The sequence below is a fragment of the Lysinibacillus sp. NPDC098008 genome, assembly GCF_044760715.1.
Classification (GTDB): domain Bacteria; phylum Bacillota; class Bacilli; order Bacillales_A; family Planococcaceae; genus Lysinibacillus.
Map to the genome: position 1 here is coordinate 317,032 of NZ_JBIWBA010000001.1, position 24,493 is coordinate 341,524.

Sequence of the window (24,493 nt, forward strand, 5' to 3'; positions counted from 1 at the left end):
CCTTTTAGTGATGATCGTCTAAAAAATCTTTACTAAAGCTTGTTTGAGATTGATAGGACGAACGCTTGCCAAGATCGACACCCCGCTGAATCATGCCCTTACCAAAGCGTTCCTCTATTTCATCCACAATTTTTAAAATCGGTTCATCCTTTACATGCTCCTGAAAATTAAAAATGGATAACTGCTGTGAATAATCTTTGCGGTCAACAACATTGGAAATAGTAACACCAAGTAATCTAACAGGTGTTTCATCCCAATGCCTATCAAATAATGCACATGCAACAGGAAAAATATCCTCAAAACGGTAAAGGACATTGGTCATTGTTTTTGAGCGTGTATGATTTTGCCAATGAGCATCCCTGATTTGAATGCTCACAGTGGAGCCTGCTAAACGCTTCGCATCTAGCCGCTCTGCTACTTTTTTACATAGCCCTTCAATCGTTTTATGCAATGCGCGAATATCTGATACATCTTCAGGCAATGTTGTAGAATTGCCTACACTTTTTGTATCAAAAATAGCCTCTGGGTCTACTGCACGGTCATCAATGCCATTCGCCCTTGCACGAAGGCGCACACCATTTTTTCCCAACATTTGCTTGATAGTATACTCATCCGTTTGCGCTAAATCACCAATGGTAAATATGCCATGTGCATTTAATTTTTTCGCTGTGCTTACACCAATACCATGCATTTTTACTACCTCATCTGGCCACAGCAGTTGTTCCAGGTCACGTATTCGCAAAATGGTAATGCCCATTGGCTTTCTACGATCAGAAGCCGTTTTCGCTAAAAATTTATTTGGAGCAATGCCTATGGAGCAAGGTAAATCAAGCTCTGTTAAAATACGCTGCTGTATTTCCTGGGCAATACTAAGGGCATGTCTTTCCTTGCTTAATGCCGTCACATCCATATAGCCCTCATCAATCGAAACAGGCTCCACTAAATCTGTATAGCTACGAAGAATGGTAAATATTTCTTTTGAGGCTGCACGATACTTTGGAAAATCAGGTGGCAGTAGCAATAGCTCAGGACATTTACGTTGTGCCTCATAAACCGTCATAGTCGTATAAATGCCAAGTGCCCTCGCTTCATAGGAGCAGGTCACTAAAATACCACGCCGCTCCTTTGGATTACCAGCTATGGCAAGGGGCTTGCCCTTTAAGTCAGGATGATGTGCCTGCTCCACAGAGGCATAAAAGCTATTCATATCCACATGAAAAATAACGCGCCCTTTATGAGCCATTTGCTTCACCTCTTTTCTGCTATACATTTATTATACGTCAGCCTTCCGTTAATCAACAAACGCATAATCCCCATTGCTCTCAAGTATATCCTTTAAGATGATTAATGCTTGCTCAAGCTGATGCTCAGGTGCTGTAATCGCTAAACGAACAGCATTGACAGGCTTGGCATTACCTACAGCAAAGCGCTCTGCTGCATATACCTGTACCCCTGCCTTGGCAGCCAGCAATTCAAATTGCACACCTGTAAATTGCTCAGGCAATAGCAGCCATCTAAAAATACATTCCTCATCACCTAAAATATGATAATCACCTAAATAATGATTGACCAGTGCATTTTGCTGCTTTGTGTAGGTGCGATGTTTCTCTAAAATTGTTTGTGCTACTCCCTCATGAATTAATCTTACTGCAAGCTCTAGCATAAGTGGTGAAACCGAAATATTAATATTATAAAGGGTTTCCATAATTTTTTTACGATAGGCTGGCGGTGTCACAATAAAGGACAAACGCAAGCCTGGTGAAATCGTTTTTGATAGACTGGCAATATAAATGACCTTTTCTGGTGCATAGGAAGCAATTGGAGCGATCGCCTGCTCCTTTAAAAAGCTATAAATCGCATCCTCAATCACAATTAAATCCTTCTGCCTTGCCACCTCTGCAATCATTTGTCTTGTTGCCACAGACATTGTATGGGTTGTTGGATTATGAAAGTCAGGAATCACATAGATGCCCTTAATATGTTCATTTTTACAGGCATACAATAGCCCCTCCCTTGTCATCTCACCATTTTCTTGCTGAATGGCGACAAGCTGAATACCAAGCATATTGGCAGCCGTTTTAATGCCCGCATAGGTCATAGGGTCTGTGCCAATGCGGTCACCTGCCTGAAATAATGCCGCCAGCGTCCCAACAATCGCATTTTGCCCTCCTGACCCAAGCAAAATAGGCTGATTAGGTTGGAAATGAATCCATTCAAAAAGCTTCATCACTGCCTCCTGCTGCCAAGCATTGCCCTCAGGACGTCCATATTGAAACAGCTTGCTCACACTAGGCTCATTTAACATTTTCTTCATAAAGCGTGTAATATCCTCATTGGCAAAATTATCAGGTAGCACAGAGCCCATTTCAATCATAGGTGTTGTATGATTTGCTGGTAATAATATTTTATTGCTTGCTGCATCCGTTGACACAAATGTACCACTACCAATCGAGGCATAAATAAGCCCTTTTTGTCCACATAGCTTAAAGGCTCGTGTAATTGTGCTTAGATTGACATCTAAAAAATCAGCCAATTCACGTTGTGGAGGCAGCTTTGTCCCAGGTAGTAGCTTGCCATCCTTAATATCTTGCTCAAGCTGTTGTGCGATGGCTATATATAATGGTGCTGAACTATTGCGAATATCAGGCTTCCAGCTCATTGGGTATTCATCAAATGAATTAATTGGCATGCGTTAAGCTCCTTTTTTTAATTTGCATACAATCTTTAATTGTCTTGCATACAATGATAATATTGTATGCACACGATGACAATGATATAATTTTTAAAAAATCAGAAAAAAAGGACCGATAATTATGCAATATTCAGAAAGAATCTTAAAGACACCATCCTCATTTATTCGAAATATTTTAAAAGTAACTGATGCAGAGGATGTTATTTCCTTTGCAGGGGGACTTCCAAACCCTATCTCGTTTCCAGTAGATGCACTAAAAGCATCTGTAGATCATGCGATTACAGCAAATGGTAGCCGTGTATTCCAATATGCTTCTACACAGGGCTATGCGCCATTACGTGAGTATATTGCTACTAAATATCAGCAATTACACGGCTTAGATGTACATGCTGATGATGTATTAATTACAACAGGCTCACAGCAAGCACTAGAATTGATTAGCAAGGTGCTAATTAATAAAGGCGATGGCATTGTCATTGAGGAGCCTGGCTACTTAGGGGCTATCCAAGCTTTTACATTATGTGAGCCAACTTTCCATGGTGTTACACTTGAACATGATGGTCTTAATTTAGAGGAGCTAGAACAAGCACTGCAACAGCCAAATGTGAAAATTTTGTATACTGTGCCAAATTTCCAAAATCCAACAGGGCTTACATACTCAAAGGAAAAACGTCAGCAAATTTGTGAAATCGTCGCAAAATATGATGTTGCTTTAATTGAGGATGATCCATATGGAGAATTGCGCTTCCATGGCGAAACACTGCCATATATCGGTGCTGGAAAATTAGAAAATAGTATTTTACTAGGTTCTTTCTCAAAAACAGTTACGCCTGGTATGCGACTTGGCTTTATTATTACGAAAAATAAAGAGCTATTGCAGCATATTGAAACAGCGAAGCAAGCCTCTGATTTGCATACAAATATTTTCTCACAGTATGTTATCTATGATTATTTAGCGAATAATGAGTATATGGAGCATGTACAAAAAATTATTGCTTTATATAAAAATCAGGCACAGGCGATGCTGGATGCAATGGAAGAATTTTTCCCTGCACATGTAGAATATACACGACCTGATGGGGGCATGTTTATTTGGGCAACAATGAAAGATGGCACACCAGCCCTTGACGTTTTCTATAAAGCAATGGAGCAAAAGGTTGCCTTTGTGCCAGGCGATCCATTCTACACATCTAAAACAAACGTGAATACAATGCGTTTAAACTATACAAATGCTACACCTGAAGTTATCCGTGAAGGCATTCAACGTTTAGCAACTATTTTATAAAAAACAAAGCCGTATAAACGCTTTTTACAGCGCTTATACGGCTTTTGCTTGTAAGCTATCCGTCAGTTCTCAAGTTCTATCCGTCACATTTAACTTTCTATCCGTCACTTTCCGCCCCGCTACTCAATCTCCTAGCAAAACACCTCCTCTTGCTTCTCCGTTAATTCAATTTCAAAGCCCAAGTCCTCTAACATACGATAATCACTATTTTCCTCCTGTCCCGCTGTTGTTAAGTAATCTCCTACAAAAATACTGTTAGCAGCGTAAAGGCCGAGTGGCTGTAGGGAGCCGAGATTAATTTCACGTCCACCAGCGATACGGATTTCCTTTGTAGGATTGATATAACGGAACAGCGCTAATACTTTTAAGCAATAGCGTGGATTTAAGTCCTTTGTTCCCTCTAGCTTTGTGCCATCAATGGCATTTAAAAAATTCACGGGAATCGAATCTGCATCTAATTGATAAAGCGCGCGAGCAATATTAACAACATCCTCCTTTGTTTCCTTCATCCCAATAATCGCACCTGAGCAAGGTGAAATGCCATGCTTTTTCACAATTTCCACCGTGTTGACACGATCCTCATATGTATGGGAGGTTGTAATAAAGGAGTGATGGCGCTCCGATGTATTTAAGTTATGATTGTAGCGATCCACACCCGCTTCCTTTAATTGCTGTGCTTGCTCCTCTTTTAATAAACCAAGGCAGGCACAAACCTTTAAGCCATACTTCGCCTTAATTTCAGCAACAGCCTCGCTTACGACATGAACATCCTTACGTGTTGGCCCACGCCCACTTGCTACAATGCAATAGGTTCCAATTTTATTGTCAAATGCCTGCTTTGCCCCTGCTAAAATTTCCTCCTTTGTAATAAAAGGATATTTTTCAATCGGTGCAGTTGAGCGAGAAGACTGGGAGCAATAGCCGCAATCCTCAGGACAGTAGCCACTCTTCGCATTCATAATCATATTGAGCTTGACCTTTTTGCCAAAATAATGGCGACGAATGGCAAAAGCACCATCCATAAGCTGTAACAGCTTATCATCCTCACTATTTAAAATCGCAAGTGCCTCCTCATTGCTAATCACCTTCCCAGCGATGACCTCTTGTGCTAATTGTAAATAATTCATATCATGTTCTCCCTTTCCATCTGTGAAATTTTCAGCGTTCTTGCTGATTGGAATACTTTATACAATCGTTCAGCTAATAACGCGGATGTAACAGCTAAGCAAAAATCAGCGACAATACTGCCTAAAAAGCCGACAGCGAACACATGTGACCAGCTTGTTTTCATATCTAACCAAAAATTCAAGGCTATATATAAATACGGCACAGCTACCGCATAAATAATGATAAGCCCTACAATGGTTGCCCCAATAAAATGCTTTTTCGTAGGTGTCTGCACTCTTTCAATGAGCCAGCCAATACAATAGGCAGCAAGCGCAAAGCCAATCAAATAGCCGAATGTTGGCTGTAACACATAGGTGATGCCACCCCCTTGCGTAAATACAGGCAGTCCCACTAAGCCAACACCTATATAAACAAGTTGACTAGATAAAGCATTACGGCTTCCTAGCAAGCAGCCCGCTAAAAATACAAACACAATTTGTAATGTAAATGGAACGACAGGTAATGGAATTTTAATAAATGCGCCAATAGCCGTTAAAGCGGCAAACATCGCAATCATCACAAGTGCCAATGTAGATTGTCGTTTAACCAAAATACTCCCCCCGCTCCTGGAAAAATTGTTCGATGGCTTCTTTTGCAGTAGCAATCATCATATGCATGTCCTCTTCTGAAATAATATAAGGTGGCATAAAATACAAAACATTGCCAAGTGGACGTAATAATAACCCCTTTGCTAAGGCATGCTGATAAATTTGATAGCCTATGCGCTCCCTGCTTGCAAATGGCTCCTTTGTAGCGCGATTCGCCACAAGCTCAATCGCCCCGACTAAGCCCAGTTGTCGATATTCACCCACATAAGGCATCTCACTAAATGCCGCCATTGCTAGCTCTCGCATCCATTGCCCTTTTTCTTGAATCATCGCGATTACATGCTCTTCTTCAAATATCGTCAATACTTCAAGGGCAACACGACATGCTAGTGTATTGCCTGAATAACTATGAGAATGTAAAAATGCTTTCATTGTGCCATAGTCATCGTAAAAAGCGTGATAAATTTCATTTGTTGTTACTACCACAGATAATGGTAAATAGCCACCTGTCAAGCCCTTTGATAAACACATAAAATCAGGTGTAATATCCGCCTGCTCACAGGCAAATAATGTACCTGTACGTCCAAAGCCAACCGCAATTTCATCTGCAATCAGATGTACACCATACTGTGTACACAATGCTCGTAAACGCTTTAAGTAAACAGGTGGATACATTTTCATGCCCGCCGCTGCTTGAATCAGTGGCTCAATAATAACAGCCGTAATGTCCTGATGATGCACTTTTAGCTGCTCCTCTACAAACTGACTGCACGGGGCATGACAGCTTGCTGGCTCCTCTTGGAATGGACAACGGAAGCAATCTGGTCCTTTAGCGCGTACCGTATCTAACAGCAATGGCTGGTATATATCATTGTAAAGTCCAACGCCTCCTACAGATAAAGCACCAATCGTTTCGCCATGATAAGCATCTGTTAACGCCAGAAAACGCTTCTTTGCCGATTTCCCTGTTTGCCTATGATATTGGAAGCTCATTTTTAAAGCTACTTCAATTGCGGATGAGCCATTATCTGCAAAAAATACTTTCTGTAGCCCTCTCGGTGTTAAAGCGACTAATTTTTCAGCTAAGCGAATAGCAGGCTCATGTGTAAAATTAGCAAAAATCGTATGCTCCAATGTAAAGGCCTGCTCACTCAATGCCTGACTAATGCGCGGATTGGCATGTCCAAAAAGATTGACCCACCAAGATGATACAGCATCTAAATAACGTTGCCCTTGCTCATCATAAAGCCATACACCTTGCCCTTTTGTAATAACAATCGGTGGAAATGTTTCATAATCCTTCATTTGTGAGCATGGATGCCAAACATACTGCAAATCTCTTGTCTGTAAATCAGTGAATAGTTGATTCATATGCATAAAGCCTTTCAAATAATGATGTTGTTTTAATCGCATATGCTACTAATTGTGCACTGTCCTGTAGTGATGGAATAATAGCATATGGGACAGGGTGATAGGTCAAAATGGTGTTGATATTATCCTGCTCTAGCACGCTACCTGTATAGCCATTAAAGACAATACCAAGCACCTCAATTTGCCGAGCTTGCAATGCCTCCATCGTTAATAATGTATGATTAATTGTGCCAAGAGCTGTTCTTGTCACAAGCACAACGGGTAGCTGACTACGGACAATTACATCGAGAAAAGTTGTTCTCTTCTCACTATCTAAAGGTACAAAAAGTCCACCAGCTCCCTCGCATATGACAACCTCATAGGATTGTTGTAGTTCTTCGATATGCTGTAACAGCTTATCTACTTCAATTTGCTGCCCCTCCAGCTGTGCAGCAAAATGTGGTGATGCTGCCTCCCTCAAGGAATAGCTATTTAGGTGCTCCTCCTTTAATGTTTGTAAAGAATACTTTTGATACATAGCGGTATCCTCATAATAGCCATGTCCATTTACACAAACCTCACCTGTTTGCACTGGCTTGTATGGTATAACCTGTAAATACTCCTGCTGCAGTTGACGCATTAACAATGTCGTAACAACCGTTTTACCGACATCCGTATCGGTTCCTACAACCCAAAAATGCATGGTTAACCTCCCCCTCTTTTCAAGTTAACTTATTACAACAATTAAGTTAACACATATATTTTTATTTTGTAAATGGCTATTCTGCATTTTGTTGGCTAAGCATGAACTGATTTCTATGAAAATAGCCGTGATTTAAAGGATTTTTCATTATTTTTGTAGTATTACAATGACATGGGGGTGGTTTAGATGTTTGGTATTTTTAAAGAAACAGAGAAAACCATAGATAGCTATGAGCAAATGCATACTATTTTAAAATCTTTTCTTACCTATGAATTAAGAGCATTGCCTAATCGCTATGAATTTTGGTATCGTGTAGCTATTCGTCAGGAGGAATTGCGAACATTACAAGCAGCACATCGAGCAAAAATTTCAATGACCTCTGCGGTTGGGCGCTTTCATCAAGCCCAATATGAAAGCATCACACAACAATTAGCCAAATTAGAGCGTTTGGCAGATGTCTATAAAATGTTTTGTATAGAGGAAGAGCGTGGAACACTGAACCATCGGCTACATTTTCACAAAGAAGCTATCGCTGCCTTATATGAGCATACGCAGCAAAAGGAGCTTTATACGTATTGTGATGCCGTCCAGCAGCAATTTTGGGAGGCTGTCCGCGAAGACCTTCTCGATGCTGTTGCCTATCTCGACTGACAGACATAGAATGAAAATGACAAGCTTCTAAACGACTGGACGTCACCCTAAGTATGTGCTGAATATTTTCTATGCTTTTAGCTATCTATGGATTATTTTACTAGAGAATGAGAGGAACCTATTATGATACCTTGGATTATAGCGGCGGAAATTGCCTTTTGGATTGTGATTATTCTAGGGCTAATTAGCCGCTATGTACTGAAAATGCCAAAGTTAAGCATTTTCTTCTTTGCCTTAACACCTGTTATTGATTTAGTCCTAATTATCTTGACAACCATTGATCTAAAAAGAGGGACACCTGCCTCGGCTTCTCATGGCATTGCGGCAATTTATATCGGCGTGTCCATTGCATATGGGAAAACAATGATTGCATGGGCAGATGAAAAATTCCAACAATGGTTTTTCAAAAAGCCAAAAAAGACACCACTCACTGGCAAGGCGAAAGGCCTTCACGAAGTCAAGATGCTTGTGCGCCATATTGGTGCATTTGCCATTGGTGCTGGCTGCTTATACGGAATGACTCAATTTGCTGGTACTGCTACCGATACATCTCCCTTGCTGCAAATAATGAAAACCTGGGGCATTGTTTTAGTGATTGATGCCATTATTAGCTTGTCATATGTGATTTTTCCGAGTCGAAAATAGTATCCTTCTTTTCTATATCATCATTTGTTTAAATCGAATGAAAGGAGCTTTACCGATATGAGGAACGAAAAAATTTTAATCGTTGAAGATGATATCGATATTATGGAAGTGCTCTCTCTTACGATTGCCAAGGCTCATTATACAGTACTGAAGGCAATATCCATTGCACAAGGCTGGCATATGGCGATGACTGAGCAGCCTGATTTAATTTTATTGGATGTTAATTTACCAGATGGCACAGGCTTTGAGCTGGCGAAAAAAATTCGTGCCCAATCAGATGTTATTATTATTTTTGTGACGGTGAATCATTTTATTGATCAAAAGCTTGAAGGCTTTGAGGTTGGTGCAGATGACTATATTACAAAACCATTTATCCCAAAGGAATTACTAGCACGTGTGCAGGCAAATTTAAAGCGAAAAGCAGGACCAAAGAAAAGCAATATTATACATATTGATAATTTAGCCATTCATTATGATGAAAAAAATGTTTATAAAGATGGGGTATTGTTAAATTTATTTACAAAGGAAAAGCTACTGCTGTTCTATTTGATTGAGCATGCCAACCAAGTGATTAGCGTGGATCAATTAATCGACCATGTTTGGGGGCGGGATGGGGTAGCAGATTCAAAAACAGTATCTGTTCATATTAGTACACTACGCCGTAAAATTGAGGATACACCTGCTAAACCTAAATGGATTCAAACGATGCGAGGGTTTGGCTATCAATTTGTCCATAAAAAAAAGAGTGATGGCTCGTAAAGCACCATCACTCTTGCTAAGTAACTCCTGTCACAAGCGGTAATGTAAAGCTAAAAATTGTGCCTTGCTGTTTAGGACTTTCAACTGTTATTTCTCCATTGTGCTGTGTAATAATTTGCTTACAGATGGCTAAGCCAATACCATGTGACTCCAAATGCTGACTAGGAGATGCTCGATAATAGCTATCGAAAACAAAGGGCAAATCACTGTCAGCTATACCAATGCCACTATCGGCTACTAAACAGCGTAGCTGCATCTTCTCTACATGTATCATCAATTGAATATGTCCATCAGTTGTATATTTCATCGCATTATTCATTAAATTTTCCATCACTTGTGCTATGCGTGCCTCATCTATTAAGAGCCGCGCCTCTGGATGCCCTTCAAAGTGTGCGCTATAGTCTAAACCTAATCGTTTGACATCATCCTCATAACGGTACGCAAAGCGCTGGAATAATTCCTGTGCGGTTATTTCTGTAAAGGTGAATTCTGCTCTCCCCGCTTCCAAGTTCGCTAAATCAAATAAATCTTGAATCAGTCGATTTAACGATAATAGCCTTTCCTTACTTCTAATTAAATATTTCTCGATGGCTGCTTTATCCTCGATGACACCCTCAAGCATTAATTCAATATAGCCTAACGTAGAGGTTAATGGTGAGCGTAATTCATGAGAAATACTATGCAAAAGCTTTTTACGCTCTAATTCATTTTTTTCTAAGCGCTCATTCATGGCTGTTAAATGTCTATTTGTTTCATCTAATTCCCTTGTACGCATATGCACGCGCTGCTCTAATTCACCATATATTTTAGCATTTTCAATGGATACGGCAATTTGTGCAGCGATTACTTGCAATAAATGAACATGCGATGGATGAAAGGCATTCGTCATTAATGTATTTTCAAAATACAACACTGCAATAATATGATTTTGATGAACAATCGGCAGACATAATATGGACTTAGCAGATGCATATAAGGATAGTTGATGATGTCCTTGTCCATTTTGAATAATAAGATGCTCTTTGCTTTTTAAGACATAGCGTACGATGGATTGCATCGTTGCGCTTAAATCCTCCACTGTTTGCTGGTCATACATTGTAAAGGTTGTTGCCTGTGCTTCTGCCTTTGCTAGCACCATTAATTGTTGCTGTTGGTTATGGATAAAGTAGCCGACATCTGCCCCTATATGCTTTAATAGGGAAAACAATATTTTATGCAATAAATCCTCCATTCGTATAGCCGTTGCAAAGGATTGTGTTGTTTCAAAAACTGTCATCATATCAAAGGTAAGTGCTTGTTTACGCTGATTTTCTGGTATGCGCTGCACCTGATAAATGAGTTCCCACCTTCTAGCAATTGTGTCAGCTCCCCATGCTTGCACCTTTTGAATAGCATGGACGATATAATGCCTTGCCATTTTATGCTGTTGCTTTGCTCGATAATAATTGGCTGCACGTTCATATGCCAATCCCGCATCCTGTATAAAAGCATGTAAATTTGCCAATCGAATTGCTCGATCATAATAAAGCTCAGCATCCTTATCTTGCTTTTTCAAACGATAATACTCAGCTACTAATAAAGCATAGAGATGCTCATAATTTTCCGTAGCATAGTGTGACCATTTTTTAAATTTTTTTATGCTTTGCTGAATATCGGCAAGATAGCGCCTTTTTTCCTGTCTGCTACATTGCTGAGAATGCAGCCAATCAATTTGCCACAGCGCACGATAAAAATAATAAACAGTTGTAACTGGTAATGTATATGTTTCTTTGTTGAGTTCCTTTAATGCCTGTAAAATCGCCTTCCCTTGCTGTTTATCACCTAATAAAAAAGACATTTGCAGGCGCACAGCATAATGCATAATTTTAATAGCGGGCTGATCCTGTATCGTAAAAGGATAGGCCCAATGGACGGGATGATTGGGATAACGAAGTATATTGATCCATCTGTCCATTTCAGCTAAAAAGTCTATCGATAAAGTGGTCGCCTGATTGAAAAACTCCTCCTGCTGATGTCTAATTTCTTGCTGTAAATCTTGAATTGTTGTGCCTTGAATAAATCTGATCGCAACAATAAAGCAGGAGGCAGAGGACACTAAATGATGTAAGCCAATCTCCTGATTTTTTTGCTGGGAGATACTAATATATTGAATACTAGCTTCATATGGCGCTGTCCAGTGATTAATAAATACACCGTACACATAATACGTATGCCCTTTAATATATAGATTCTCCTGCTTATCAGCAACTGTAAGCGCAAGCTTGCCAAAGCGAGTAGCTTCTTGAATATTGTCGAAACCTGCATTTAATAGTAGAGCATAGTTAATCAAGACCATGCCATTTTTCGAAGTAGTTCCATGCTGCAATTGCAAACGTAATCCCTTCATTAACAAAATACCTGTTAAATTTGGATTTAGTAAAAAAGCGCTTGCTGTCATACTAATAATTAAATGAATCAATACATCAATTTCCTCGCTATCTGTTGGCGGATGCTGCAATAAATCCTCATCAGACATATGACGTAAAGCCCATTTTAACAATAAAAACTCCTTTAAAAGCTGTGATTTTTTAGGATGTTCTGTAATATTGATACGCGCAACCTGTAAGCCTGCTAGCCCCGCCTTCAAGCCAATTGTAGGGCTATCAGATTCAATGTATAGCACCGTTTTCAAACTATTTACCAGCAGCTTTTCCAACACCGTTTCTGCATGCTCTAACGCTTCTGTTAAATGGATTTCTGATTGTGCATAGTGCCCTATTATATATTCACACTCACCTAAGTTGGCATATAGTTTGACAGATTGCTCTCTCAACATGACCCAGTGATTGGCAGGTAATAGCTCTTTACTCGTTGTAAAATAATAAAGTGCATTATCAAAAAGACCCATACACTTCGCCTCTAGCCCTAGCTGATAATTCCATAGCACTAATTGCTGCCTTTCCTCTTGCGTTAATAATACTTGCGCATAATTATAATGCTTCACAATCTCATTTAAACGATAATAATCCCCCATATTAGCTTCGTTCTCTGTTAATAGCTTACCAATTTGATAATGAAGCCTCCTACGCTCTTGCAATGGTAAATCATGATAAGCTACCTGCTGAATACGATCATGGACAAATTGAAACCTCATCGGCATTGTATGCAAAATACCTTCATGTGCAAACTTACTCGCCCATTTAAAATGAGCATCCAATGGTACAATAAAGCCGTCTTCAATTAATCTATTGATAAACGTTAGCAAATCCTGTGCTGATAGATCAACAAGCTTTAATACGGCACTCAGCTCAAACTGGCGGCCAAAACAAGCGATAATGCGCAATACGTCATGTACATCTATTGCTAATGTAGCCATTCTATTTTCAATAAAGGTTAATAGCTCCTTCTTTAAAAATAATTGCTGAAATTTTTGCAGGCTAAACTGCCATTCCTTTTGCTCAGCTTGAAAATAGATTGTGTTATTTTGCTGTAGTGAACGCACAGCCTCTTTCACAAATAATGAATTACCCTTTGTCACATGAAATAATTGCTGGGCAAGCATTTGTATGGTTTCTGGCTGTGCATGGAAGGATGCTTCTAGCCAATGCTGCACGGCTTGCTCTGTCAAAGGAGGTACATGAATCATAGTATCATAAGAAACAATTGGTGCTCCCTGCGACTCGCTTTCTTCATTAGGACGAAATGCGCTAATAATCATAAAATAGCCCGCTCGATGTTGCTCATAAATTTGTGCCATAATATCCATGGTACTGCTTGTAGCCCAATGGACATCGTCGACAAACCATACAACGGGCTTTTTTTGTAGCGCGAATGTCATTAATATTTTTTGAATCGACAGCAATATATGAGATTGGAGCTGTTTTGTATTTTCACGAACTTCCTTTGGAATCTCTGTTTCCTTCTGAATAAACCATTTCAGCTCAGGCAATAAACGAACAAGCTCCTCTGTAATGACAAGCTTGACATCCTGAAATAATTTTTGCCATAGCTGAACAGATTTTTCTCCTTCCATATAAACTAATTTCAATAAAGTTCGTAATGGGTGAGCATCGATTGTATAATCGTTATCTAGCTGTAGCTGCTCATACTTTGTTGTAATAAAATACCCTTTGGCAGCCGCAATTTCTCCCTTTAGCTCCTCAACAAGCCTTGATTTACCACATCCAGCCTCTCCTACAATCGTTACAAGCTTTTTATCACCTCTTGCTACTTGCTGAAAGATGGAGGAAAGCTCCGCAAATTGCTGTTCTCTGCCATAAAGCTTCGTCGATAACCCTGTGCTTATACGCATATCCTGTTCGCCTAATGGAAAATCGTCAAGCGACTCATTTGCTAGCAGCTTGTGCTGAATGGAAAGCAAATCCCCCCTTAATCCAATGGCACTTTGATAGCGTGCATCTGGATTTTTTGCCAATAGCTTGTCAATAATGTGCCAAAGAATCGGAGGCAAACTATTTTGAGCGCTTATTAAGGCTGCTGGCTTTTTCGTCACAATTTCATAAATAAGATCAACAGCGTCCTCCGCCTGAAAAGGTAATTGACCGCCCACTATCTCATAAAAAATCACACCGAGCGCATATAAATCAGAGCGGTAATCCACGGCTGCATTAAGCCTTCCTGTTTGCTCTGGCGCATAGTAAGGCAATTGCTCTATTTGCTCATATGGATTGTCAATAACAACGGGTGACTCCGCATCATACTTAGCGCTATACGTTGAGCTTAATAGCTTTATTTTTAATGAGTTCGGATTAATTAAAATTTGCTGTGGATTAAGGTGCAAATAAAGCAGTTCACTTTGCTGCATTTTTATACAAATATTTGTTAGCTCAATAGCTATTTGTAAAAATTGATGTAAAGAAATATGATGATAGGTCAAGCGCTTTAAGGCCACTCCGTTAAAATTTTCATAAATAATTGCATATTGGCCATCAATATAATCAATAGCAATTGGCTGTAATAGCCAAGGATTTTGCTCGTGGGCAAACAATGAAAATTCATATTGCAGCTTTGCTCTTTTTTCAGCAGAGTTATGATGAATGCTTTTCACAAGGACCAAGCGATTATATTTTTGCATATACATTCTTTGCAGATGCCAATGCTGTGTTGATTGTAAAAGAATACAATCATTCATAGGCAGTTCCTCCTTTCGTTATAGGGCTTAGTTGAATGGTTTGGTTATGCTTGTTTTTATCAGCTAAATCATCCATTGCACCATTCTTAAACTAGACACCTCTCCATCTTTATGTATTTACTACTATAAAAAGCGAAGGTTAAAAATTGGTTAAATTATTGAAGCTTTTTTCTCCTACTGTAAAAATTTTTTGCGATAGATATGCGGTGAGTAGCCTGTATATTTTTTGAATTTTTCAATATAGTAGCTAACTGTACTAAAGCCTGTTAGCACTGCAATCGTTGTAATGGATTGCTCATGATTTTGCAATAGCTTCAGACTTTTACGAAGCTGATAATATAGCAAATATGTAAAAGGCGTCATTCCAACAACTTTTTTAAAAAAGCGACTGCATTCTGCTGGGCTGATATAAATATGTGCTGCTAAATCTGCCAATGTAATTTTCTGATGATAATGGCTATGTAAAAAATCAAGCATAGCCTTTACTCGTTCATGTTGGACAATTGTGAGGGTATCCATAATTTCCGTTGTTAGCATGGATTGTGTAAGCATTGTTTCCTATATGGTTAACAGCTCCCTTCAAACCTGTAGCTCAAAAAATGGCACTTACGTCTGCAATAAATGAGCAATGTCGTTCACCCTGCCAGCTAACGCTACTGTAAGCTTGACATAGGATAATCAATTATTCGTTATATAAGGCTCAATATAGTTCGTCATAATAACACTGTCTGCATATCCTCCTATTAAAAAAGGGTCTATATTAATACAGTATGTTCCATTTGGTAAGGCTTTGCTTCATGTAGCCTTGCTGTATTAATAAACAATCCTTCCCCTGCTTCAAGAACTACTGTTTCCGTTTCTATTCGATACTGTACATACCCACTTTTAATATAAAAAAATTGAATTTCCTTATGCCAATACAAAGGTAAAACATCCATGCTTGCTAGGCGCAATATTGTTTCATACAAAGCAAGTGGAAATGCCTTTGAGCCGTGCAATGTAAGCTCCTGTAAATCCTTCGCTATTTTAATATGGGGTTTGACCACCTCAATATTTTTAGCTGTATAATTCGATATTTATTCAGTTGGAAATCTTTTATAATCATCCTATATTGATAGTTTAGGAGATGTGATGATGTGAATCAAATTATCAAGAAAAAACGTACACTCGGCTTGCTACTTGTTATTTTAGGAGCAAGCTTTTGGGGAATTGGTGGAACGGTAGCACAACGGCTGTTTCAGCAGGACAATATCCCTGTAGAATGGCTTGTATCTAGCCGTTTGCTATTAGCGGGTGTCTTGCTGCTCGCCCTCTATAAAATAACCCACCGCCAAGCATCCATATTTGTTATATGGCGCACAAAGCAAACAGCCTTGCGACAAATTTTATTTAGTTTACTTGGCATGCTAGCTGTTCAATATACATATATGATGTCGATTGCGATTGGGAATTCAGCAGTAGCAACATTGCTACAATATTTAGCACCGCTATTTATTATCGCATACTACTTGCTTACAAGGCAGAGCACCTTAACAAAACAAGATGGTATAGCCGTTACACTTACACTTGTCGGGACTTTTTTATTACTAACAAACGGCTCTTTTTCTACCTTGTCAGTTCCATTTACGGCTGTGTTCTGGGGTATACTCTCTGGACTTTCGCTCGCCTTTTATACAATCTATGCTGGACCACTATTACAGCAATTTCATTCATTGCTTGTTGTTGGCTGGTCCATGCTTATTGGGGGAGCCGTGATGAGCCTTTTCCATCAGCCATGGGTCATTGAATTATCCACTTGGACATTTTCCACAGTGGCTTATTACTTTTTTATTATTATTTTTGGAACCATGCTTGCCTTTTGGTTTTTTATTGCAAGCCTACGTTATTTATCGCCAAAGGAGGCAAGCTTATTAGGCAGCCTTGAGCCACTAACAGCCGTCATCACCAGCGTATTGTGGCTAAAAATTTCCTTTGGCAGCTTTCAATTTATTGGCACATTGCTAATTTTGCTAATGATTTTATATCTCACCGTCTTTCAGAAAAAGCAATAAAGCCTATTACAACAGTGAATACCTCCTAAAAATATGTAGAAAAATATAAATTTATACATAAAATTTACATATTTTATATATCTTTTTTCCTTATTTCGCTATTATACTAAATATAATAATGGATAAAGGGAGGTATTTTTATGGGTAAAAAGGTTATTTTCTTTGAGGTTGAAGGTGGCACAGATAAAGGACCTGATGGCTATCGTCCTGATACGATGCCAATGGTGGATGCACTACAGCAGCGCGGACAAGAAGCAGAGGTTATTTTCTTTAATGTAACGAAAACACAGCAAATATTTGACTATGTGAAGGAACATGGTATTGCCTATGTATCACGTATTAATCCTGGTAACTTACAGCATGAAGAGGCGTATTTTGCTATGCTACGCGAGCTATGCCAAGCTGGTGTGATGGGAATGCCACATCCAGATGCGATGATTAGCTATGGCTCAAAGGATGCTTTATCAAAACTTACAACTACTAATTTAGTGCCTGATGATACATTTGCCTACTACACAGTTGACGCCTTTAAGGCACAGTTCCCTATCTCCTTAGCTTTAACAGAGCGTGTGCTCAAGCAAAATCGCGGCTCAACAGGTGAGGGCATTTGGCGCGTTCATGTAGTCGAACCATTAGCTGAAGGCATGACAACCGTCCCGCTTGACGCAAAAATTAAATGCACAGAAGCAAAAGATAATCATGTAGAATACTGGCAGCTTGGCGATTTTATGACGTTTTGTGAGCAATATATCACAGGACCAAACGGTATGCTAATTGATATGCGCTTCCTTCCGCGCATTACAGAAGGCGAAATTCGTTTATTAATGTTACGTCACCACCCTGTCCACGTTGTCCATAAAAAGCCTGCAGACACGGCAGATGCCTTTAGTGCCACACTATTTTCTGGAGCTCATTACCGTTATGATGCTCCCGAAGATTGGGCAGCACTTGTCCAAAATTTTTTAGCGCAGCTTCCTCAAATAACAAGCCTATTAGGTAATTATGACTTACCACTTATTTGGACAGCTGATTTTATGCTAGACACGAATGAAGCTGGCGAAGATTGCTATATTTTAGGCGAAATAAATTGCTCCTGTGTCGGCTTTACTTCAGAGCTATCCTTCGCTCATCGTGTAGCAGAAGAAATTTTAGCCTCTATCCATGAAAATACCCCCATCGCTGCTTTAAACAAATAAAAATCCACTAGTACGTGGATTTTTATTTGCGCTTATTTATATATATACCTTAACAGCTTGTATAAATTCGTAAATAAAGTAGCCTGCAAAGCCTATTAATAAAAGGCCTGCTATAACCGTTAATATTTGAATCATTTTACGATTCATTGCCTTCCGTGTAACCGATACAATTGCTAGCAAGCCAATATCATGGAGTAAAATTCCACTGAGAACACCCGCAGCAATGATTAAAAAGCTTGTTGGCTGCCCCTGTCCATACGATTTCGCTAACACAACACCGAATACATTCACTCAAAACACCAGATTCCCCGGCGAAACAGCGACCAATAAGCCATTAAAATACGAGGCAAAAAATGATTTCGTTACCTTTTCTCCTGCCAATGTAATATCATGATCGGCATTTTTAATCGAATCATAGCCTAAAAACAGTAAAAACCCCGCTCCAATAAGCCACATAGGAATTTGAATAATTGGCATTGCTAAAATAGAGGCTAGCCCCATATAAAGAGCAAACACCAATACAACATCAATGGTCATACCACCAAGCCCTACAGCCCAGCCATGCATAAAACCATTTTTCAGTCCTTGCTTTGTCATTTCCACTGTAATTGCACCTACAGGCATGGCAATCGCAAGCCCTACCAATACATATGCTACATATAAACTCAAACAAACAACTTCTTTCATCTTATCGATAAGCTTCATACGTCCGTTTATTCGCTTAATATAGCATAAATATACTTAAAACGAAATAATTATTAGTATATTCATAAAAAAAGCATCCCTTATACAAAAGGGACGCCTCTAGTCATATTCTTTATTATAGCATCTGCTTTTTCCATTGCGCTAACAGATCCTCAGATTTTGCAATATCGATTTTTAATACGACCTGCTTTGTGGTGCAGCGTTTTTTTGCTTTGCTCCATGCTTCCTCTAAAGCTGGTAAATAGCTTAAATTTTTGCTAGCTGCTACTAGCTGAAAAAAAATATTACCTTGAATATAGTGCCAGCGAGGGTTCATGCCATCTAATTGAATGGCTTCTTCAATTAGACGTAGTGCTAAATATGGACTGCCCTCAGTACGGTTTAAAAATTGAGCGAATGCTCCCCAATAGAGTGCTTTATTTGGTTGCAGCTTAATCGCCTCTGCAAATTGCACCATCGCCTTATCATGCTCTGTTGCAAGGACATAATATTCTGCCATTGTATAATAGGCATTTGCCTGTGCGCCAACCTCACCTGCTAATAATTCATCCACTACTTTTCCAAATAGTTCATGGTCTTGGCTCCCTAAATAGGCAGCAAGTACATCTCGTTCAGGATATGAGCCATCTGCTCGCTCCACGCTTTGCTTAACTCTATCGTTCGTCGGAATTGGCATATTGGCATAGCCATTTGCCTCTAGCAATGCAATATGCTGTTGCAATGTTTGATATTGTTCCTTCTCCATTGCTGTATCGTTGCTGACAATAATCTTTGCTAATTGATAGCTTTCCTTTACTTGTCCACTCACAAATAAGTCATTGACTTGCTGAACTTGCTCATCCAATTGTTTTACCACGCTTACAATCCTCACCTTCGCCAAACGAAAAATCTCATTGCTAGTGTACCATCTTTCAAGGAGCAGCAAAAGGGAGCCTTCCTACAATTCTTTTAATCGAAAGGCTTTAACATGCTGCTCTAATGTATGTGCCATCTGCGTTGTTTCATTAGAGCCTTGTGCTACTTCATCAATGCTTGCTGTTGTTTGCTGTGCAGCTACTGTAATCATATGCATTGTTTCTTCAATATCTCGTATTGACTCGGTTAATTGTTGAATCATCTGTACAATTCGATCTGATTTTTCATTTTCAGCCGTTAACGCATTGGAAATGGCAATCATTTCTTCCACTGTTGTCGCCACAGCAGTAGAAATATTGCTTAAAGATTGTGCTGTTAAAAGAACAGTTTCTGTGCCTTTTTCAATATATTGCGTATTATCATTTGTTGATGTCATTACTTGCTGCACATGCTTCATAATATCTTGAATAAGCTGTTCAACCTGTAGCACCTCTTCATTTGACTGCTCCGCAAGCTTACGTACCTCTTCGGCAACAACCGCAAAGCCCTTGCCATGCTCTCCTGCTCTAGCTGCCTCAATGGAAGCATTCAAAGCTAGTAAATTCGTTTGTGAAGCAATGTTCGCAATAGATGTTGTAATTGCTTGAATTTTAGTTGCAGATGTTACTAAGTTTTCTACTGTGTGTTTAACTTCATCCGAGCCTTTATGAATTAATGCCATATCATGACTAATATCCTTTGCCAGTCGCTCACCCTCTGTTGCAAGCTTCATTGTTTCTCGCGCATTATCGGCACTATTATTAGCATTGCTTTGAATTTCTTGTAAATCCTCTGCCAATGAAGTAAGCACATCTGTCGCATTTTCAGCATGGTGCATCCCTGCTGTTACGGCACTGGATGCTTCCTCAATATTATTAGCCACGCCTTGTATGGTATTTGTCATATCGTTTAAAGTTGAAGCGGTTTCATCTGCATTCGTTACTAATGTTACAGAAGTTGAACGCATCGTCATAAGCATATTTTGTAAATTAGCGGTCATACGATTCAGCGTATTTGCTAAATCCTCCACCTCATCTTTGCTACGAATCTTTGTTTCTTCGACTGCTAAATTGCCATTTGCAATCTCTTTTGCCTGCTGAATTAAAATACTAATCGGTCTTACTTTACGACGGATTAAGAAGCCAGTAATAATAGACGCAATGAGCATTGGGAAAATACTAATTAAAATACCGCTTCTTACAACATCCCATGTGCGTTCCTTGACAATATTCGCATCAAAATCAATAACACTGATGGCAATAATCTCTTTGTTTGAGTCATGGTCTTGATAAATTGGTGCATAGCCTGATAAACGCTCCATCCCAGCAAAATCGTAAGGCTCTGAATAAGTTGGGTGTTTATGTGTCAGCATCATATCAATGGCCTCTTGATCTAAGTAAAATGCGTCACCAGGTGCATAGCCCTTCTCTATTAAATGGTCATTAAGCGCCAGCAATGTACCATCGAGCGCTAAAATATACTGCGTTTGAAAAATATCTTTATGATCAGTTGTCCAATTTAAATCCTGTCCAATCTGTGCCTGTGCAGCTTTATCGCCAGCTATCGCCTTCGTAAGTTCTTCAGGATTAATCAAGCCTGTTGTAATATTGGCACAGCCATAAGCCTCCACACCAGCAGCGTCATACAATTTATTGTATGCAGTTATGTATGTTGCGAACGATGTAATCCCTAGCATCACCACTAAAATACCAGCAATAATCGTTCCAAGCTGAAAAGTTAATGAATTGCGTAAATTCACGATTCACCCTCTCCCCTTTCTTGTCATACTTGTATAAGCATTCCTCGTTATTTCTCATCATACTATAAAAAGATGTATTAAAAAAGCATCTTTAATGATTCTAGCAAACTAAAAACATTGGATAAATGTTCTGAATTATGCGATAATTGAAATGGTATATTTTTTCTTTGAGCACTGATGACCATTACATCTTAGGAGGGCTTGCTATGAATAGACGTTTTCACTTGATATCACTTATTATAGGGAATTTATTAATAATAGGCGCTATTTTTATTTACGCTGTGCAAAGTCAAGTACAAGTGGCCATCAGTACATATGCTCTTGTAATAAGTTTTTTAAGCACATTGCTTATTATCTTTTTCTATGTATGGGGAGATGACAAGCAACAAATATCCAGTTAAATTCCCTTTACAAATGGCATTCTCCTCCAAATACATCAAGGGATTGTAGAAAAATAAATTTTTTTGGAGAAAATTTTAAAACAATGATTGAGTAGTATAACAATTTTCTGTATAATCGGCTTGTTTGACAATACTTTTTATGAACTTGGGGGTAGACAATTGGGTAAAGCATTGATTATCGGAGCTGGCGGAGTTGCCAGTGTTGTGGTACACAAGTGTGTTCAAAATTCGGACGTATTTGAGGAAATTTGTATCGCAAGTAGAACTGTTTCAAAATGTGACGCTCTAAAAGAAAAACTTGATGGCGGAAAAACAAAGATTCAAACTGCACAGGTAGACGCAGATAATACTGAAGAGGTTATTGAGCTTATTAAAGCTTTCGGACCAGATGTAGTCATTAACGTTGCATTACCTTATCAGGACTTAACGATTATGGATGCTTGCTTAGCGACAGGTGTACACTATGTGGATACTGCAAACTATGAGCCACCTGAAACGGCAAAATTTGAATATAAATGGCAATGGGCCTATAAAGAAAAGTTTGAAAAAGCTGGCTTAACTGCACTGCTTGGTAGCGGTTTTGACCCAGGTGTAACAGGCGTCTTTACAGCTTATGCACAAAAACATGAGTTTGATGAAATCCACTATATTGATATTGTGGATGCAAATGCTGGTGATCATGGTTATCCTTTCGCAACAAACTTCAACCCAGAAATCAATATTCGTGAAATCACAGCGAATGGTCGTTACTGGAAAGAAGGCGAGTGGATTGAAACAGCACCACTTGAGAAAAAAGAAGTGTATAACCTACCAGAAATCGGACCAAAAGATATTTACCTTCTATACCATGAAGAGCTTGAATCCCTTGCAAAAAATATCAAAGGTTTAAAACAAATCCGCTTCTGGATGACGTTCTCTGAAAAATACTTAACACACTTAAAAGTGTTAGAAAACGTAGGTATGACATCAATTGAGCCAATCGAATTCGAAGGGCAAATGATTCAACCAATCCACTTCCTTAAAGCGGTATTACCAGATCCAGCTTCACTTGGACCACGTACAAAAGGTAAAACAAATATCGGCTGTATCATTCGCGGTCTAAAAGATGGTAAAGAAAAAACATACTATGTATACAATGTATGTGATCATGAGGAATGCTATAACGAGGTTGGCTCACAAGCGATCTCTTACACAACTGGCGTACCAGCTATGATTGGTGCAATGCTTGTAATGAATGGCGAATGGCGTAAACCAGGCGTTTGGAATGTAGAAGAATTCGATCCAGATCCATTTATGGATGCACTAAATAAATGGGGTCTACCATGGCAAGAAAGCCATAATCCAGAATTGCTTGACCTTGATTTAGATGCAAAGGAAGTAAACCGATGAAACCAATTGATTTTTCAAAAGTTCCATCCCCTTCCTATGTAGTGGATGAGCGATTATTAACAAAAAATCTTGAGCTTTTAAAATCAATCCAAGAGCGTACAGGCTGTCGCATTTTACTAGCCCTTAAAGGCTTTTCCATGCATTCAACCTTCCCTTTAGTTGGGAAATATTTAGCAGGTATTACAGCTAGCTCATTGCATGAAGCGCGACTTGGCTATGAAAAAATGGGCAAGGAAGTGCATGTTTATGCGCCTGCTTATATTGAGCATGAAATGGACGAGCTACTAGGCTATGTAGATCACATTGTTTTTAACTCATTTAATCAATGGGCACAATACAAAGATAAAGTAAAATCGGCTGGTAAAACAATCGAATGTGGTATTCGCGTAAACCCTGAATACTCTGAGATTGAAACAGCTCTTTACGATCCTTGCTATACAAATTCTCGTCTTGGCACAACGTTAGCTAATTTTGATAAATCACAGCTTGATGGTATTGATGGCTTACACTTCCATGCAATGTGTGAGCAAAATTCAGATACTTTAGAGCGTATTATTGAAGTTGTTGAAGAAAAATTTGGGGATGTTTTGCACCAAATGAAATGGTTAAATTTCGGCGGTGGTCACCATATTACGCGTGAAGATTACGATGTAGAAAAGCTTGTAAATATCATTAACTACATCCAAGAAAAGTATAACTTACTTGTTTATCTTGAGCCAGGTGAAGCCGTAGCGCTCAATACAGGCTATCTAGTCGCAACAGTGCTGGATATTCAGCAAAATGGTATGGACCTTGCTATTTTAGATACATCTGCAACATGTCATATGCCTGATGTACTTGAGATGCCATACCGTCCAATGATTATCGGCTCTGGACAAGCCAATGAATTCGCACACACATATCGCTTAGGCGGGCTAACATGTCTTGCTGGCGATGTCATTGGTGACTATTCCTTTGAAGAACCATTAAAACCCGGTGATCGTCTTGTCTTTACAGATATGGCTCACTATTCAATGGTGAAAAATCATATGTTTAATGGTGTCAACTTACCTGCTATCGTTTCTTATAATGATGAAGAAGGTATCAAGGTCATTCGCGAATTTACATTTGAAGACTATAGCGGCAGGCTATCCTAAGCCACTTCTAAAAGCCCCTCCAGCACTGGAG

The 24,493-nt window shown here is 39.2% G+C and carries 20 protein-coding genes and 1 pseudogene; 9 read left to right on the forward strand and 12 right to left on the reverse strand.

Translation table 11 applies throughout. The features are described 5' to 3' along the window. Positions 1-4: 4 nt before the first annotated feature. Together ACIQVU_RS01565 and ACIQVU_RS01570 are read right to left on the reverse strand one after the other, a co-directional pair. Positions 5-1,243 carry a DNA polymerase IV gene (locus ACIQVU_RS01565; RefSeq protein ID WP_340806278.1) on the reverse strand — a complete coding sequence of 413 codons (1,239 nt, stop codon included), beginning with the start codon at positions 1,241-1,243 and terminating at the stop codon, positions 5-7. Between the two features lie 48 nt (positions 1,244-1,291). Beyond that, positions 1,292-2,689 carry an aminotransferase-like domain-containing protein gene (locus tag ACIQVU_RS01570; RefSeq protein ID WP_402893422.1) on the reverse strand — a complete coding sequence of 466 codons (1,398 nt, stop codon included), beginning with the start codon at positions 2,687-2,689 and terminating at the stop codon, positions 1,292-1,294. A 124-nt stretch (positions 2,690-2,813) separates the two neighbouring features. On the opposite strand from ACIQVU_RS01570, the gene ACIQVU_RS01575 reads away from it, so the two are divergent. Continuing rightward, on the forward strand, positions 2,814-3,977 hold the full coding sequence (locus ACIQVU_RS01575) for an aminotransferase-like domain-containing protein (protein WP_340806282.1): 1,164 nt from the start codon (positions 2,814-2,816) through the stop codon (positions 3,975-3,977). Between the two features lie 131 nt (positions 3,978-4,108). Here the strand turns inward: ACIQVU_RS01575 and bioB are convergent, their stop codons facing one another. The 4 genes from bioB to bioD are packed head-to-tail and all read right to left on the reverse strand — an operon-like array spanning position 4,109 to position 7,745. Then, a complete protein-coding gene (gene bioB, locus ACIQVU_RS01580; protein ID WP_340806283.1) occupies positions 4,109-5,104 on the reverse strand; it encodes a biotin synthase BioB in 996 nt (331 codons plus the stop codon). Beyond that, positions 5,101-5,694 (reverse strand): biotin transporter BioY, encoded by a 594-nt coding sequence (locus ACIQVU_RS01585; RefSeq protein ID WP_340806285.1) that lies wholly within the window; start codon positions 5,692-5,694, stop codon positions 5,101-5,103. Before ACIQVU_RS01585 ends, bioB begins: the two co-directional genes overlap by 4 nt. Then, a complete protein-coding gene (bioA, locus tag ACIQVU_RS01590) occupies positions 5,687-7,063 on the reverse strand; it encodes an adenosylmethionine--8-amino-7-oxononanoate transaminase (RefSeq protein ID WP_402893427.1) in 1,377 nt (458 codons plus the stop codon). The genes ACIQVU_RS01585 and bioA overlap by 8 nt, the downstream gene beginning before the upstream one ends. Next, positions 7,044-7,745, reverse strand: a complete 702-nt coding sequence (gene bioD / locus ACIQVU_RS01595) for a dethiobiotin synthase (protein ID WP_340806287.1) — start codon at positions 7,743-7,745, stop codon at positions 7,044-7,046. Before bioD ends, bioA begins: the two co-directional genes overlap by 20 nt. Positions 7,746-7,931: 186 nt before the next feature. On the opposite strand from bioD, the gene ACIQVU_RS01600 reads away from it, so the two are divergent. The 3 genes from ACIQVU_RS01600 (at position 7,932) to ACIQVU_RS01610 (ending at position 9,800) form a co-directional block, all read left to right on the forward strand. After that, complete coding sequence (locus tag ACIQVU_RS01600; RefSeq protein ID WP_340806288.1) at positions 7,932-8,396, forward strand: hypothetical protein; 465 nt, start codon at positions 7,932-7,934, stop codon at positions 8,394-8,396. A gap of 123 nt (positions 8,397-8,519) precedes the next feature. Beyond that, the gene (locus tag ACIQVU_RS01605) at positions 8,520-9,041 is read left to right on the forward strand and encodes a hypothetical protein (RefSeq protein WP_402893429.1); all 522 of its coding nucleotides are present in this window, start codon (positions 8,520-8,522) and stop codon (positions 9,039-9,041) included. Positions 9,042-9,098: 57 nt separating this feature from the next. Then, the gene (locus ACIQVU_RS01610) at positions 9,099-9,800 is read left to right on the forward strand and encodes a response regulator transcription factor (RefSeq protein WP_402893431.1); all 702 of its coding nucleotides are present in this window, start codon (positions 9,099-9,101) and stop codon (positions 9,798-9,800) included. Positions 9,801-9,816: 16 nt separating this feature from the next. On the opposite strand, the gene ACIQVU_RS01615 is transcribed toward ACIQVU_RS01610, so the two are convergent. The 3 genes from ACIQVU_RS01615 to ACIQVU_RS01625 all read right to left on the reverse strand — a co-directional run bounded on the left by ACIQVU_RS01615 (position 9,817) and on the right by ACIQVU_RS01625 (position 15,929). Further along, positions 9,817-14,931, reverse strand: coding sequence for an ATP-binding protein (locus ACIQVU_RS01615; RefSeq protein WP_402893434.1), 5,115 nt, complete (start codon positions 14,929-14,931; stop codon positions 9,817-9,819). Positions 14,932-15,105: 174 nt separating this feature from the next. Further along, the gene (locus ACIQVU_RS01620) at positions 15,106-15,483 is read right to left on the reverse strand and encodes a helix-turn-helix transcriptional regulator (protein ID WP_402893437.1); all 378 of its coding nucleotides are present in this window, start codon (positions 15,481-15,483) and stop codon (positions 15,106-15,108) included. Between the two features lie 203 nt (positions 15,484-15,686). Next, positions 15,687-15,929 (reverse strand): cupin domain-containing protein, encoded by a 243-nt coding sequence (locus ACIQVU_RS01625; RefSeq protein WP_402893439.1) that lies wholly within the window; start codon positions 15,927-15,929, stop codon positions 15,687-15,689. Between the two features lie 138 nt (positions 15,930-16,067). On the opposite strand from ACIQVU_RS01625, the gene ACIQVU_RS01630 reads away from it, so the two are divergent. Then, positions 16,068-16,982 (forward strand): EamA family transporter, encoded by a 915-nt coding sequence (locus ACIQVU_RS01630; RefSeq protein WP_340806294.1) that lies wholly within the window; start codon positions 16,068-16,070, stop codon positions 16,980-16,982. Positions 16,983-17,122: 140 nt separating this feature from the next. Next, complete coding sequence (locus ACIQVU_RS01635) at positions 17,123-18,178, forward strand: Cj0069 family protein (RefSeq protein ID WP_402893442.1); 1,056 nt, start codon at positions 17,123-17,125, stop codon at positions 18,176-18,178. Positions 18,179-18,214: 36 nt separating this feature from the next. Here ACIQVU_RS01635 and ACIQVU_RS01640 read toward each other — a convergent pair. The 3 genes and pseudogenes from ACIQVU_RS01640 to ACIQVU_RS01650 form a co-directional block, all read right to left on the reverse strand. After that, a pseudogene (locus tag ACIQVU_RS01640) lies at positions 18,215-18,847 on the reverse strand (LysE family transporter). Positions 18,848-18,998: 151 nt separating this feature from the next. Beyond that, positions 18,999-19,739: a tetratricopeptide repeat protein gene (locus tag ACIQVU_RS01645; RefSeq protein ID WP_340806298.1), complete on the reverse strand. Its 741-nt coding sequence runs from the start codon at positions 19,737-19,739 to the stop codon at positions 18,999-19,001. Positions 19,740-19,820: 81 nt separating this feature from the next. Next, on the reverse strand, positions 19,821-21,536 hold the full coding sequence (locus ACIQVU_RS01650; RefSeq protein WP_402893445.1) for a methyl-accepting chemotaxis protein: 1,716 nt from the start codon (positions 21,534-21,536) through the stop codon (positions 19,821-19,823). A 206-nt stretch (positions 21,537-21,742) separates the two neighbouring features. Here ACIQVU_RS01650 and ACIQVU_RS01655 point away from each other — a divergent pair, with 206 nt between their 5' ends. The 3 genes from ACIQVU_RS01655 to nspC all read left to right on the forward strand — a co-directional run bounded on the left by ACIQVU_RS01655 (position 21,743) and on the right by nspC (position 24,462). Further along, on the forward strand, positions 21,743-21,937 hold the full coding sequence (locus ACIQVU_RS01655) for a hypothetical protein (protein ID WP_340806301.1): 195 nt from the start codon (positions 21,743-21,745) through the stop codon (positions 21,935-21,937). Positions 21,938-22,096: 159 nt separating this feature from the next. After that, complete coding sequence (locus ACIQVU_RS01660; RefSeq protein WP_340806302.1) at positions 22,097-23,326, forward strand: saccharopine dehydrogenase family protein; 1,230 nt, start codon at positions 22,097-22,099, stop codon at positions 23,324-23,326. Beyond that, entirely contained in the window at positions 23,323-24,462 is a 1,140-nt protein-coding gene (gene nspC, locus ACIQVU_RS01665) for a carboxynorspermidine decarboxylase (protein ID WP_340806304.1), read from the forward strand. The genes ACIQVU_RS01660 and nspC overlap by 4 nt, the downstream gene beginning before the upstream one ends. The last annotated feature ends 31 nt before the right edge of the window (positions 24,463-24,493 follow it).

What these genes read in the sequence shown, in the direction of transcription:
- ACIQVU_RS01615 (WP_402893434.1), bottom strand. Translation starts at nt 14,931, where the DNA reads ATGAATGATTGTATTCTTTTACAATCAACACAGCATTGGCATCTGCAA.
- ACIQVU_RS01610 (WP_402893431.1), top strand. Translation starts at nt 9,099, where the DNA reads ATGAGGAACGAAAAAATTTTAATCGTTGAAGATGATATCGATATTATG.
- ACIQVU_RS01635 (WP_402893442.1), top strand. Translation starts at nt 17,123, where the DNA reads ATGGGTAAAAAGGTTATTTTCTTTGAGGTTGAAGGTGGCACAGATAAA.
- bioD (WP_340806287.1), bottom strand. Translation starts at nt 7,745, where the DNA reads ATGCATTTTTGGGTTGTAGGAACCGATACGGATGTCGGTAAAACGGTT.
- bioB (WP_340806283.1), bottom strand. Translation starts at nt 5,104, where the DNA reads ATGAATTATTTACAATTAGCACAAGAGGTCATCGCTGGGAAGGTGATT.
- ACIQVU_RS01575 (WP_340806282.1), top strand. Translation starts at nt 2,814, where the DNA reads ATGCAATATTCAGAAAGAATCTTAAAGACACCATCCTCATTTATTCGA.
- ACIQVU_RS01655 (WP_340806301.1), top strand. Translation starts at nt 21,743, where the DNA reads ATGAATAGACGTTTTCACTTGATATCACTTATTATAGGGAATTTATTA.
- ACIQVU_RS01600 (WP_340806288.1), top strand. Translation starts at nt 7,932, where the DNA reads ATGTTTGGTATTTTTAAAGAAACAGAGAAAACCATAGATAGCTATGAG.
- ACIQVU_RS01570 (WP_402893422.1), bottom strand. Translation starts at nt 2,689, where the DNA reads ATGCCAATTAATTCATTTGATGAATACCCAATGAGCTGGAAGCCTGAT.
- ACIQVU_RS01565 (WP_340806278.1), bottom strand. Translation starts at nt 1,243, where the DNA reads ATGGCTCATAAAGGGCGCGTTATTTTTCATGTGGATATGAATAGCTTT.
- ACIQVU_RS01605 (WP_402893429.1), top strand. Translation starts at nt 8,520, where the DNA reads ATGATACCTTGGATTATAGCGGCGGAAATTGCCTTTTGGATTGTGATT.
- bioA (WP_402893427.1), bottom strand. Translation starts at nt 7,063, where the DNA reads ATGAATCAACTATTCACTGATTTACAGACAAGAGATTTGCAGTATGTT.
- nspC (WP_340806304.1), top strand. Translation starts at nt 23,323, where the DNA reads ATGAAACCAATTGATTTTTCAAAAGTTCCATCCCCTTCCTATGTAGTG.
- ACIQVU_RS01620 (WP_402893437.1), bottom strand. Translation starts at nt 15,483, where the DNA reads ATGCTTACACAATCCATGCTAACAACGGAAATTATGGATACCCTCACA.